13 protein-coding genes are annotated in these 12,521 nt (G+C 72.0%); 8 read left to right on the top strand and 5 right to left on the bottom strand.

The window, feature by feature from the left end:
- Window positions 1-30: 30 nt before the first annotated feature.
- Entirely contained in the window at window positions 31-687 is a 657-nt protein-coding gene (gene thiE, locus F788_RS0107685; RefSeq protein WP_019589784.1) for a thiamine phosphate synthase, read from the bottom strand.
- The gene (thiD, locus tag F788_RS0107680) at window positions 680-1,471 is read right to left on the bottom strand and encodes a bifunctional hydroxymethylpyrimidine kinase/phosphomethylpyrimidine kinase (protein ID WP_019589783.1); all 792 of its coding nucleotides are present in this window, start codon (window positions 1,469-1,471) and stop codon (window positions 680-682) included. The genes thiE and thiD overlap by 8 nt, the downstream gene beginning before the upstream one ends.
- 88 nt (window positions 1,472-1,559) lie before the next feature.
- On the opposite strand from thiD, the gene F788_RS0107675 reads away from it, so the two are divergent.
- Window positions 1,560-2,012, top strand: a complete 453-nt coding sequence (locus F788_RS0107675) for a hypothetical protein (RefSeq protein ID WP_018870367.1) — start codon at window positions 1,560-1,562, stop codon at window positions 2,010-2,012.
- Between the two features lie 27 nt (window positions 2,013-2,039).
- Here the strand turns inward: F788_RS0107675 and F788_RS0107670 are convergent, their stop codons facing one another.
- Window positions 2,040-2,732: an HAD family phosphatase gene (locus F788_RS0107670; RefSeq protein WP_019589782.1), complete on the bottom strand. Its 693-nt coding sequence runs from the start codon at window positions 2,730-2,732 to the stop codon at window positions 2,040-2,042.
- A gap of 112 nt (window positions 2,733-2,844) precedes the next feature.
- On the opposite strand from F788_RS0107670, the gene sucC reads away from it, so the two are divergent.
- From sucC to F788_RS0107650, 4 genes are all read left to right on the top strand, one after another.
- The gene (gene sucC, locus F788_RS0107665) at window positions 2,845-4,005 is read left to right on the top strand and encodes an ADP-forming succinate--CoA ligase subunit beta (RefSeq protein ID WP_019589781.1); all 1,161 of its coding nucleotides are present in this window, start codon (window positions 2,845-2,847) and stop codon (window positions 4,003-4,005) included.
- Entirely contained in the window at window positions 4,002-4,883 is an 882-nt protein-coding gene (gene sucD / locus F788_RS0107660; RefSeq protein ID WP_019589780.1) for a succinate--CoA ligase subunit alpha, read from the top strand. Before sucC ends, sucD begins: the two co-directional genes overlap by 4 nt.
- A 16-nt stretch (window positions 4,884-4,899) precedes the next feature.
- Window positions 4,900-6,603: an NAD+ synthase gene (locus tag F788_RS0107655; RefSeq protein WP_019589779.1), complete on the top strand. Its 1,704-nt coding sequence runs from the start codon at window positions 4,900-4,902 to the stop codon at window positions 6,601-6,603.
- A gap of 70 nt (window positions 6,604-6,673) precedes the next feature.
- Entirely contained in the window at window positions 6,674-7,012 is a 339-nt protein-coding gene (locus tag F788_RS0107650) for a P-II family nitrogen regulator (RefSeq protein ID WP_018870362.1), read from the top strand.
- Window positions 7,013-7,040: 28 nt separating this feature from the next.
- Here the strand turns inward: F788_RS0107650 and F788_RS0107645 are convergent, their stop codons facing one another.
- A complete protein-coding gene (locus F788_RS0107645; protein WP_019021762.1) occupies window positions 7,041-7,943 on the bottom strand; it encodes an outer membrane protein assembly factor BamD in 903 nt (300 codons plus the stop codon).
- Between the two features lie 30 nt (window positions 7,944-7,973).
- Between F788_RS0107645 and rluD the strand changes: the two genes are divergently transcribed.
- Both rluD and pgeF read left to right on the top strand, forming a co-directional pair.
- The gene (rluD, locus tag F788_RS0107640) at window positions 7,974-8,936 is read left to right on the top strand and encodes a 23S rRNA pseudouridine(1911/1915/1917) synthase RluD (RefSeq protein WP_018870360.1); all 963 of its coding nucleotides are present in this window, start codon (window positions 7,974-7,976) and stop codon (window positions 8,934-8,936) included.
- Window positions 8,933-9,730, top strand: coding sequence for a peptidoglycan editing factor PgeF (pgeF, locus tag F788_RS0107635; protein ID WP_019021764.1), 798 nt, complete (start codon window positions 8,933-8,935; stop codon window positions 9,728-9,730). The genes rluD and pgeF overlap by 4 nt, the downstream gene beginning before the upstream one ends.
- Here pgeF and queG read toward each other — a convergent pair.
- A complete protein-coding gene (gene queG / locus F788_RS0107630) occupies window positions 9,727-10,977 on the bottom strand; it encodes a tRNA epoxyqueuosine(34) reductase QueG (RefSeq protein ID WP_019589778.1) in 1,251 nt (416 codons plus the stop codon). The two genes, pgeF and queG, sit on opposite strands and share 4 nt — an antisense overlap.
- Between queG and F788_RS0107625 the strand changes: the two genes are divergently transcribed.
- The gene (locus F788_RS0107625) at window positions 10,976-12,508 is read left to right on the top strand and encodes a bifunctional ADP-dependent NAD(P)H-hydrate dehydratase/NAD(P)H-hydrate epimerase (RefSeq protein WP_019589777.1); all 1,533 of its coding nucleotides are present in this window, start codon (window positions 10,976-10,978) and stop codon (window positions 12,506-12,508) included. The two genes, queG and F788_RS0107625, sit on opposite strands and share 2 nt — an antisense overlap.
- Window positions 12,509-12,521: the final 13 nt, after the last annotated feature.

Genomic DNA, 12,521 nt, shown 5'->3' with positions numbered 1-12,521 from the left:
GCGGCGGTGCAAAGATGTACACGCCCCGGACTAGGTTGGACGGAACAGTGCGGCGATGCGGCGGGCGGCGGCCTCGGGATCGGGCGCGGCGCTGATGCCCTGAATCACCGCGACCATGTCGGCGCCGGCGGCCACCACCTGCGCGGCGTTGTCCGCGGTGATGCCGCCGATCGCGCAGATCGCCACGGCGAGTTCGCGCCGGGCCTGGCGGATCAGTTCCGGCGTGGCCCGTACTGCCTCCGGCTTGGTGGGTGACGGGAACATCGAGCCGAAGGCGACGTAATTGGCCCCGGCCGTCTGCGCCGCCCGCGCCCGCGCCAGCTCGTTGTAGCAGGAAACGCCGATCACCGCCGCGTCCCCCAGTCGGGCGCGGGCGCCGGCCGGGTCGGGGTCGTCGCGCCCCAGGTGCACCCCGTCGGCGCCGATGCGCGCGGCGAGCTCCACGTCGTCGTTGACGATGAAATACGCCCCGTGGTCGTGGCAGAGCCGGGCGAGCGCCCGTGCCACGGTCTCCTGTGCTTTCCCTTCCAGGTATTTGTCGCGCAGCTGGACGCAGCAGGCCCCGCCGGCCAGTGCGGCGGCGGCCGCGTCGGTGTGGGCCGGCCGCGGATCGGCCCCGGCTTGCGGGGCAGGCGTGACGAAGTACAGCCCGCGCAGGGGCGCGCGCTCGGTTACGGGTTCAGTCATGGCTGGCCGGGCACAGGCGGTTGGGCACGTGCTGGCCCTGTCCGGGGGCGTAGCCGGTCTGCACGGCGTGGTTCATGAAATTCTGTGCCTCGATCACCGCCGGTTCCAGGTCGCGCCCGCGGGCGAGGAAGGCGGCGATGGCGGCGGCCAGGGTGCAGCCGGAACCGTGGAAACCGGCCGGGTGGCGCGGCAGTTCGAACATCCGCTGGTGGCCGTCCTCGCGGAACAGCCGGTTGCGGATCGGCTCGTCCTCGCCGCCCTCGTGGCCACCGGTGATCAGCACGTTGCGCGCGCCGCGTTCGCGCAGGGCCGGGCCCTGGTGCTCCGGGGTGTCGTGCCCGGCCAGGGCGTGCGCCTCCGGACCGTTGGGGGTGATCAGGGTGGCGCGCGGGAGCAGGATCTCGCGGGTCGCGTCGATCACCGCCTCGGTCGCCAGTTCGCCCCCGCCGCCGGCGACCATCACCGGGTCGAGCACCGCCGGGATATGCGGGTGCGCGCCCAGCAGCGAGGCGGCGGTTTCCACGTTCTCCACCGAGCCAAGCATGCCGATCTTGATCGCGCCCACGTCCAGGTCCGCCAGCGTGGCCTCGATCTGCGCGCGCAGCTGGGCGGCCGGCAGCACGCTGAAGTCGATCACGTTGCGGGTGTCCTGCATGGTGATGGCGGTAACCGCCGTGGCCCCGTGCACCCCCAGCCGGGTGAAGGTCGTCAGGTCCGCCTGCAGGCCGGCGCCGCCCCCGGGGTCCGAACCGGCGATGGTCAGGGCGATGGGGGGATGGGTCATCTCGCGGTCTCCCGTGCTATGGTTCGCGCGCCCCGCGGCCCGGGGCATGCCTTTTCAGTCGCCATTTCAACAGGGGAGTGTACGCAGCATGAGCACGGAGTTCGATGTGGAACAGGCGCAGCCGCTGCTGGCGGTGGCGCGCGGAGAGTCGGGGCTGACCGCCGCGGCGGACAACGCCCTGCAGGCGCTGGAGGCGGAGCTGAACGCGATCGCCGCCGAACTGCAGGTGGAACACGTCGGGCCCGGGGTGGGCATGGCGGACATGAACGCCGAAGGGGCCTACCGCATCGTGGTGCGAGAACACGAGCACGACGTAACCCGGTGCGAATGGGGCGTGATGGTCTGCGATGCGGCCGACAACTGCGACTACCGGCCGATGTGGCCGATGTCCGGCACCGGGCGGCTGCGGCGTCGTCAGGTGGTCGAGGCCCTGCCCGAGCTGATCGCCGGCTGGCGCGCGGCGATGAACGAGGCCGGCCGGGCCCTGACCCCGGCGGGCCAGCGTCTGGCCGCGCTGGACGGCGTGTTCAATCCGGCCTGACGGTCGCGTCCCGGCGGGCGGCGGGTCTCAGTCCAGTGCGACCGGCTGCGCCCCGGCCCGCAGGGTCAGGCGTTCCCAACCCTGTCCACGGGCGTGCGCCTCCAGGGTCGGGTCCGGGTCCACGGCCACCGGTCGGCCCACCCGTTCCAGCAGCGGGATGTCGTTGCGCGAATCGCTGTAGAAACAGGCCTGTGCCATCACCGCGTCGGGATCGTCGTGGTGGTCGGCGAGGAAGGCGTGCAGACGATCCACCTTGCCATGCTGGAAGCAGGGCGTGCCGGCGACCTCGCCGGTGAAGCGGCCGTCGCGCTCCTCCGCGATGGTGGCCAGCAGATTCGGCACTCCCAGGTGCTGCGCGATCGGGGCGGTGACGAACTGGTTGGTCGCCGTGATGATCACCAGCTCGTCGCCGGCCTCGCGGTGGCGCTGCAGCAGTGCATGGGCGGCCGGCGCGATCATCGGCTCGATGACCTCCTGCATGAAGGCCTCGCGCCACGCCTCCAGCCGCTCGCGGGGCTGCTCCGCCAGTGGCGCGAAGGCGAAGCGGCAGAACTCGAAGATGTCCAGCGTGCCGGCCAGGTACTGCTCGTAGAACCGATCGTTCCCCGCGGCAAAGGACTCGCGGTCCACCGCCCCGCGGGCGATCAGGGTCTCGTTCCAGGCGTGATCGCTGTCGCCGGCGAGCAGGGTATTGTCGAGATCGAACAGGGCCAGGGTCATGCGGCATCGTCGCGGGTATGCGTGAAGCCGCGCAGTCTACCCGATCCGGCCACCCGCCCGCTGCGGGTCCCGGCAGTTGTCGCCACGGTGGCGCGCCGCTATCCTCGCCGCCATGAATCTGCACGAATTTCAGGCCAAGGCGGCGTTTCGCGACGCCGGGATCCCGGTGCCCGAGGGCCGGGTCGTCGACACGGCGGACGCTGCCGCGCAAGCCTGGCGCGAGCTGGGCGGGGGGCGTGCGCTGGTCAAGGCGCAGGTGCACAGCGGCGGTCGCGGCAAGGCCGGCGGGGTGACCCTGGTGGAGGACGCCGAGGCCGCGCGGGATGCGGCGGCCGATATGCTCGGCACGCGTCTGGTGACTGACCAGAACGCGCCCGAGGGGCAGCCGGTGGAGCGGGTGCTGCTGGAACCGGCGGCCGACATCGCACGCGAGTTCTATTTTGCCCTGCTGGTCGATCGCTCGCGGGAGTGCCTGACCTTCGTGGTCTCCGCCGAGGGCGGCATGGACATCGAGACCCTGGCCGCCGAGCGCCCGGAGGCGATCCTGACCCTGCCGGTGCACCCGGCGACCGGGATCATGCCGTTCCACGGCCGGCGCATCGCCGCGGCCCTGGGGCTGGAGGGCGCGGCCGCGAAGGCGATGGCCCAGCTGGCGACCAACACCCATGCCCTGTTCACCCGCACGGATGCCCAGCTGCTGGAGATCAACCCGCTGGTGCAGACCGGGGACGGCGAGCTGCTGGCCCTGGATGCCAAGCTGAGTCTGGACGACTCCGCCGCCTACCGGCAGGCGGCGCTGGTCGAGCTGCGCGATCCGAACCAGCGCGACCCCTCCGAGGAGCGCGCCCGCGAGCACGACCTCAACTACATCCCGCTGGACGGCTCCATCGGCTGCATGGTCAATGGCGCCGGTCTGGCGATGGCGACCATGGACCTGATCCAGCACCACGGCGGCGAGCCGGCCAACTTCCTCGACGTGGGCGGCGGAACCACCGTGGAACGGGTGACCGCCGCCTTCAAGCTGATCCTGTCCGATGACTCGGTGCAGGCGGTGCTGGTGAACATCTTCGGCGGCATCGTGCGCTGCGACCTGATCGCCGAGGGGATCATCGCCGCGATCCGCGAGGTGCAGGTGGACGTGCCGGTGGTGGTGCGTCTGGAGGGCACCAACGCCGAGCAGGGCCGTGAGGCCCTGGCGAATTCCGGCCTGGACGTGATCCCGGCCGCCGATCTGGACGCGGCGGCGCGCGCCGTGGTGGAGGCCGCCGCATGAGTATCCTGGTCGACCGCGACACCCGGGTGATCTGCCAGGGCTTTACCGGCAAGCAGGGCAGCTTCCATTCCGAGCAGGCCATCGCCTACGGCACCCGCCTGGTGGGCGGGGTGACCCCGGGCAAGGGCGGGCAGACCCATCTCGATCGCCCGGTGTTCGACACCGTGGCCGGTGCGGTGGCGGCCACCGGCGCCACGGTCAGCATGATCTACGTGCCGGCGCCGTTCGCCGCCGATGCCATCTGCGAGGCGGCCGATGCCGGGATCGAACTGGCGGTGTGCATCACCGAGGGCATCCCGGTGCAGGACATGGTCCGGGTCAAGCAGATGCTGGCCGACACCGGCACCCGCCTGATCGGCCCCAACTGCCCGGGGATCATCACCCCGGAGGCCTGCAAGGTGGGGATCATGCCCGGCTACATCCACAGCCGCGGACGCATTGGCATCATCTCGCGCTCGGGCACGCTGACCTACGAGGCCGTGCACCAGACCACCGCGCTGGGGCTGGGGCAGAGCACCTGCGTCGGCATCGGCGGCGATCCCATCCAGGGGCTGGATTTCGTCGACTGCCTGCGGATGTTCCGCGACGACCCCGAGACCGACGGCGTACTGATGGTCGGCGAGATCGGCGGTGACGCCGAGGAACGCGCGGCGCGCTACATCCGTGAGGAATTCGACAAGCCGGTGGCCGCCTACATCGCCGGGGCCACGGCCCCGCCGGGGCGGCGCATGGGGCATGCCGGGGCGATCATCGCCGGCGGGCAGGGGACCGCCGCGCAGAAGATGGACGCCCTGCGTGGCGCCGGTGCCGTGGTGGCCGAGAGCCCGGCGGAACTGGGCCAGGCCATGCAGCAGGCCCTGGGCGTCTCCGGTCGCTGATCCCCGCACTTCGAACATGACTGCCCAAGCGCCACGCATCGCCCTGGCCCAGTTCAACCCCGTGGTGGGGGCGCTGGAGTCCAATGAGCGGCGGATGCGCGAGTTCGTGCAGCAGGCGCGTGCGGCCGGGGCCCATCTGGTGATGTTCCCCGAGCTGGCGCTGACCGGCTATCCGCCCGAGGACCTGCTGCTGCGCCCCGCGTTCCTGGATGCGGTGGACGCGGCGCTGGAGCGCCTGGCGGAGGCCAGTATCGGCATTGACCTGCTGGTGGGCGCGCCACGGCGCATTGAGGAAGGGCTGGCCAATGCCGCGGTGTGGCTGCGCAACGGTGCGATCCACGCGAGCTACGCCAAGCACATCCTGCCCAACTACTCGGTGTTCGACGAGGTGCGCTACTTCCATGCCGGGCACGAGCCCTGCGTGGTCCAGCTGGGTGGCTGGCGCCTGGGCGTCACGGTCTGCGAGGACATCTGGCAGCCGGCCCCGGCGGCGCATGCCCGCATCGCCGGGGCCGACGTGCTGCTCAACCTGAATGCCTCCCCGTTCCATCGCGGCAAGCCGGCGGAGCGTTCTGCGGTGGTGGCCGCGCGGGTCGCCGAGACCGGGTGCCCGGTGCTCTACGTGAATCAGGTGGGCGGCCAGGACGAACTGGTGTTCGATGGCCGCAGCTTTCTGCACCCCGGTCCCGAGGGCTCGCCGCAGGCCCTGCTCGACCCCTGGCAGGAGGGGCTGGCGCTGGTCGAGCTGGAGGCCGGTGACGCCGGACGGCCCCGGCCCGTAGTCGTGGCCCCCGAGGCGGCCTCGCCGCTGCCGCCCGCGCCGGCGGCGGTATCCGAGGCCGACAGCTCCGCGCACGCCGCGGATGCGGAAGTCGCGGATCTCTACGCCGCGCTGGTCACCGGCATCCGCGACTACGTCGACAAGAACGGCTTCCCCGGGGTGATCCTGGGGCTGTCCGGCGGCATCGACTCCGGGCTGACCGCGGCCCTGGCCACCGATGCCCTGGGCCCGGAGCGGGTCACCGCGGTGATGATGCCCTACCGCTATACCGCGTCGATGTCGGTGGAGGATGCCCGCGCCCAGGCCGAAACCCTGGGGCTGGATTACCATGAGGTGGCGATCGAGCCGATGGTGCAGGCGTTTCTCGGCGGGCTCGACAGTGCGCTGGCGTCGGTGCCGCCGGCGCCCGGCGACGTGACCGAGGAGAACCTGCAGTCCCGCTCGCGCGGGGTGGTGCTGATGGGCCTGTCCAACCGCACCGGTCGCATGCTGCTGGCCACCGGCAACAAGAGCGAGCTGGCAGTCGGCTATGCCACGCTGTACGGCGACATGAACGGCGGCTTCGCCCCGCTGAAGGATGTCTCCAAGCAGTGGGTCTGGCGCCTGGCGCGCTGGCGCAATACCTGCGGCGAGGTGATCCCGCCACGGGTGATCGAGCGTCCGCCCAGCGCCGAGCTGGCGCCGGGGCAGGCCGATTCCGATTCCCTGCCGCCGTATCCGGTGCTGGATGCGATCCTGGAGGCCTTCGTGGAAGAGGAGGCCTCGGTGGCGGACATCGTGGCGCGCGGTTTCGAGCGCGAGACCGTGGAGCGGGTCGCGCGCATGGTGCTGCGGGCCGAGTACAAGCGGCGCCAGGGCGCCCCCGGGGTGCGGGTCAGCCCGCGCGCCTTCGGCCGCGATCGCCGCTATCCCGTCACCTCCGGCTACCGTCCGGAATGAGGCCGGTGGTCTGGTACACTCAACCGCACACGATTCGCCCGCGGACGCGGGCGCAGACCGGGGGATTCGCATGAAGAAGATCGAGGCGATCATCAAGCCGTTCAAGCTGGAAGACGTCCGCGAGGCCCTGACCGAGATGGGCATCGCCGGGATGACCGCCACCGAGGTCCAGGGCTTCGGCCGACAGAAGGGTCACACCGAGCTCTATCGCGGGGCCGAGTACGTGGTCGACTTCCTGCCCAAGGTGAAGCTGGAGCTGGTGGTGGACGATGACCGCGTGGATGCCTGCATCGACGCGATCGTGAAGGCTTCGCGCACCGGCAAGATCGGAGACGGCAAGATCTTCGTCTCCGACATGGATCGCGTGGTGCGCATCCGCACCGGAGAGGAGGGCAGCGAGGCCCTCTGACGGGCCGTCTGTCGCGGGGCGCCGCCGTTCAGTTGAAGAACGGCAGGCGCTCGAAGGCGCGCCACAGGCCGCCGCGTTCCACTTCCACCGACAGGTGCTCGCCGCCGCGCACCGCCACCGCGGCCTCGGCATCGTTCAGTTCCAGCACGCTCAGGGTCGCGTCGGCGTGGTCATCCAGACCCAGCTCGCGATAGGAGTGGTACAGCACCGACAGCGCCTGCGGTGTCACGTCGGCGTTGGGGTAGGTCGCCAGCACGTGGCGCGCGCGTTCGGCGGCGGCCACCCAGGCGGTGCGCTCCATGTAGAATTCGGCGATGCGCAGCTCATTGGCGGCCAGGGTGTTGAGGATGAACACCATGCGCGGATGCGCGTCGGCGCTGTACGGGCTGTCCGGGAAGGTGCGGATCAGCCGGTCGAAGTCCTCGTAGGCGTCCATCAGCGGGCCCTGGTCCATCTCGGTGGGATCCATCGGGAACACGTTGCTGAGGAAGCCCTGGTCGCGGTTGAAGTTGATCAGTCCGCGCAGGTAGTAGGCGTAATCGAGGTTCGGATGACGCGGGTTGAGCTGCTCGAAGCGGTCCACCGCGGCGAGCGCGGGTTCCGGTTCGCCGGCCTTGTAATACGCGTAAGGGATCTCGATCTGCGCCTGCTGGGCAAAGCGTCCGAACGGATAGCGGGCCTCCAGCAGCTCGTAGTATTCCACGGCCTGGCTGTAGTTGCCGCTGTCCAGGGCGGATTTGGCCTCGCTGTAGAGCTGGCTGGCCGACCAGCCGGCCGTGGGATCGGCGCGCCAGCTTTCGCAGCCGGCCATGAGCAGGGCCACAATCAGGATGACGAACAGGCGTGGCAGGGTGGAAGCTGGGAGCACGGAAACCTCGTTGCGAACCGTTGTGCGCGGATGAAATCCGGATTCTACACCATTGACGAACATTGACGCGGCCTGCCTCCGGAGGGTGAGGGCATGAGCGAACCACGCCGGGCAACCCTGCCCGAGGAAGAGGCCGGGCAGCGCCTGGATGCGGCTCTGGCGCGCGCGTTTCCCGAGTATTCGCGCAGCCAGCTGGTGCAGTGGCTGAAGGCCGGCGACCTGCGGGTGGACGGGGCCCGGCCCCGCCCGCGCACGCCGGTGCGCGGTGGCGAGGCGGTGGAACTGATTCCGCCGGAGACCCCGTCGCTGGAGGATGCCCCGGAACCCATCGAGCTGGACATCCTGTACGAGGATGCCGACGTGCTGGTGATCGACAAGCCGGCGGGGCTGGTGGTGCACCCGGCCGCGGGTCATCGTCAGGGAACCCTGGTCAACGCGCTGCTGCATCACGCGCCCGAGGTCGGCGTGCTGCCGCGCGCCGGGGTCGTGCACCGGCTGGACAAGGACACCACCGGCCTGATGGTCGTCGCGCGCAACGCGCAGGCGCAGACCGCCCTGGTGCGTCAGCTGCAGGAGCGCAGCGTGCACCGTGAATACCGCGCGCTGGTCCACGGCCGGGTGATCGCCGGCGGCACGGTGGATGCGCCGGTGGGTCGCCATCCGGTGGACCGCAAGCGCATGGCGGTGAACCCGGCGGGCAAGCCGGCGACCACGCACTACCGGGTGGCGGAACGCTTTCGTGGCCACACCCTGCTGAACGCGCGACTGGAGACCGGGCGTACCCACCAGATCCGCGTGCACATGGCGCATCTGCGCCACCCGCTGGTGGGCGATCCGGTGTATGGCGGGCGGCCGCGGCCGGTGCGCGGGATGGACGAGTCGGCGCGCGAGGCGGTGAACGGATTCCGGCGTCAGGCGCTGCACGCCGCGCGCCTGGAGTTCCGTCATCCCGCCACGGGCGAGCCGCAGGCCTTCGAGGCGCCGCTGCCCGCGGATTTCGCCTCGCTGCTGGAGGTGTTGCGCGCGGATGCCGCCCACGCGGAGGCGCAGGCATGAACGCCGCTGACGCGCTGCCGGACGCGGCCCTGATCACGCCCGACTGGCCCGCCGCCCCCGCAGTCGGGGCCCTGCAGACCACCCGTGCCGGCGGGATCAGCGAGGGCGTGTGGGCCAGTCTGAATCTCGCGCTGCATACCGGGGACGATCCGCAGCGAGTGGCCGGGAACCGGCGCCGTCTGGCGCAGGCGGTGGCCGCGCGGGGCGTGCCCGGCGCCGAGCTGCACTGGCCGGCACAGGTGCATGGCACGCGAGTGGTGCGCGCGGAAGAACTGGCCGCCGCCGACGCGCCGGTGGAGGCCGATGCGGTGATGACCACCCGGCCCGGCCGGGTCTGCGCGGTGCAGACGGCCGACTGCCTGCCGGTGCTGTTCGCCGGCACCGGCGGGGAGGCGGTGGCGGCGGCGCATGCCGGCTGGCGCGGGCTGGTGGACGGGGTCCTGGAGGCCACGCTGGCGGCGCTGCGCGAGGCCCGTCCGCAGGCGGCCTGGCACGCCTGGCTGGGGCCGGCCATCGGCCCCGACGCCTTCGAGGTCGGCACGGAGGTGCGCGAGCGGTTCCTGGCGGTGCAGCCGGGGATGGCCGGGGCCTTTCGCCCGGCCGCGCGGGACGGTCACTGGCTGGGGGATCTGGCGGCGCTGGCGCGCGACCGCCTGCAGTGTGCGGGCGTGGCCGTGCATGGCGGCGGCGAATGCACCTTCAGCGACCCCGACCGGTTCTTCTCCTATCGTCGTGACGGCACCACCGGACGCCTCGCGAGCCTGGTCTGGATCCGTCCGGAGGCCGGAGCCTAGGAACTGGTCGTGGGGTCCTCGTGTGGCGGTCCGGTGCCGCCCTCCGGGGCGGGGATGCTGGCGGGCCTTGCGGCCGGGTCGACCGGTGCGCGAGTGAGCGCCTTCACCGGGATGGCCGGCGGTTCGGCGAGCCGGCCGGCGGCCCGCTCGTCCAGGCGTGCCCGGGCCCAGGCCACGTGTTCGCGCACCAGCGCCGACGGGTGGTCGGCGCGCGCGGCCAGGGCCTCGCGCGCCTGATCGGTGGCCGGACCGTTGCCGAGCCCCACGGCGAGGTTGCGCAGCCATTGTTCGTGGCCGATGCGGCGGATCGCCATGCCGGCGGTGCGTTCGAGGAAGGTCGCCTCGTCCCAGGCGAACAGCTCGACCAGCGAGGCGCTGTCGAGGCCATGGCGGGCGATGAAGTCCGGTTCGGCCGCGACCTCGGCGAAGCGGTTCCAGGGGCAGACCAGCTGGCAGTCGTCACAGCCGTAGATGCGGTTGCCGATCAGCGGGCGCAGGTCTTCCGGGATCGAGCCTTTCAGCTCGATGGTGAGATAGGAGATGCAGCGCCGGGCGTCGAGGTCGTGCGGGCCGCGGAAGGCCTGCGTGGGGCACACGTCCAGGCAGGCGCGGCAGCTCCCGCAGTGGTCCTCGGCCGGGCCGGAATCGAGCGGCAGTGGCAGATCGGTGAACAGTTCGCCGAGGAAGAACCACGAGCCGGTACCGCGGGCCAGCAGGTTGGTGTGCTTGCCGATCCAGCCGAGCCCCGCCTGCTGCGCCAGGGCCTTCTCCAGCACCGGCGCGCTGTCGGTGAAGGCGCGGTAGCCGTGCGGTGCCTCGGCCTCGATCCGGCGGCCGAGTTCGGTCAGTCGCTTGCGCAGCAGCTTGTGGTAGTCACGGCCCAGGGCATAGCGCGAGACATAGGCGCCCTCGGGATCCGCCAGCTGGGCAGCCGGACGGCGGGTGCGTGGCGGGAAGTAATCCATGCGCACGCTGATGATGCGCTGCACCCCGGGAACCAGGGCGTCGGGGTCGCGGCGCAGCGGCGCGCGCTCGGCCATCCATTGCATGTCGCCGTGGGAGTCGCGCTCCAGCCAGGCGTCCAGGTGCCGGCGATCGGCCTCGGGGACCCGCGCGGGGCCGATGCGCAGTTCCGCGAAGCCGAGTTCGCGCCCCCACTGGCGGATGCGATCGGCGAGTTCGGCGCATTGGCGCGGGTCGGGATGGTCAGGCACGATCGACAGGCCAGCAAGGAGAGGAACGGACATGAATGATGCCCCCGCACACCCGTCCCCGGCCAGCCCCGCGCCCGGCGAGCGGTTGTTCGACACCGCGCGCATGCGCGAGCTGGATGCCACCGCCATGGCCCTGCCCGGGATGGCGCCGGGCGAGTTGATGGACCGGGCCGGTGCGGCGCTGCTCGAGCATCTGCAGGAATGCTGGCCGGGGGTGTCCCGGGTCGGGGTGCTCTGCGGGCCCGGCAACAACGGCGGCGACGGTTTCGTGCTGGCCCGCCGCGCGCGGGCGGCCGGGCTGGAGGTGGTGCTGCATGCGGGGTCTTCGCGGGCGCGGGAGGAGTCGGACGGGAAGCGGGCCCGGCGTCTGTGGGAGGAGAGCGGGGGCGAGATCCACCCGCTGGAGACGTTCGATCCCGCCACTGCGGATGTGTGGGTGGACGCGCTGTTCGGTATCGGTCTGCAGCGTCCGCTGACCGATGTCTACGGCGAGGTGATCGAGCGGCTGAACCGTGCGGACCGGGCGGTGCTGGCGGCCGATGCGCCCTCGGGGGTCGATACCGACAATGGCGCGCTGCGCGGGCAGGCGGCGCGGGCGACACGCACCCTGACATTCATTGCCGACAAGCCGGGGCTGCATACGGGGGCTGCGGTGGACTACGCGGGCACGGTCCGCGTGGCCACACTCGATCTCCCGCATTCGCTGGCGGAGAGCTTCGCACCGGCGGCGTGGCGCATTGGTCCCGGGCACTGGCGGGCGGGTCTGCCGCGGCGGCGGCCCGGGGCCCACAAGGGTGATGCGGGCCACGTGATGATCGTCGGCGGGGCTCCCGGGTTCGCCGGAGCCGGGCGGCTGGCGGCCACCGCGGCGCTGCGTGCCGGAGCCGGGCGCGTGACCCTGCTGACGCATCCCGAACATGCGGCCTTCGTGTGCAGTGACCGCCCCGAGATCATGGTGCGCGGGGTGAGCGAAGGCCCGGAGCTGCTGCGCTGGCTGGAGCGGGCGGACGCGGTGGCCATCGGGCCAGGGCTGGATCAGGGTCCGTGGGGGCGTGAGCTGTGGCTGGCGGCGGCCGATTCCGGCCGCCCGCTGGTGGTGGATGCCGATGCCCTCAACCTGCTGGCGCAGACCCCGCGACGCAGCAACGACTGGGTCCTGACGCCGCATCCCGGCGAGGCCGGGCGTCTGCTGAACCTGGATGCCGCGGCGGTGGAGGTCGACCGACCGGGGCGACTGCGGGAGCTGGTCGTGCGGTTTGGCGGCACCGTGCTGCTCAAGGGGGCGGGGACGCTGATCGCCGACACCGATGACGGACCGTACGACTGTGTCACCGACGGCCATCCGGGGATGGCCACCCCCGGCTGTGGCGATGCGCTGACCGGCGTGATCGCGGCTTTGCGCGGACAGGGCGTGGACGCGCGTGGCGCGGCGCGCACCGGGGCGGGCTGGCATGCGGCGGCCGGCCGCGTCGCGGCGCGGCGACTGGGGGGCACCGTCGGCATGCTGGCGGGGGATCTGATCGCGGCCCTGCCGGCCGCCGCGGGGGGCGACGATGGCCTCTGACCGGGCGGCCTTC

It is taken from the genome of Thioalkalivibrio sp. ALE10 (assembly GCF_000381385.1).
In the GTDB taxonomy this organism is placed as follows: Bacteria; Pseudomonadota; Gammaproteobacteria; order Ectothiorhodospirales; family Ectothiorhodospiraceae; genus Thioalkalivibrio.
Note: the sequence above shows the minus strand (reverse complement) of the source record. Positions and strands in the feature narration are given on the sequence as shown.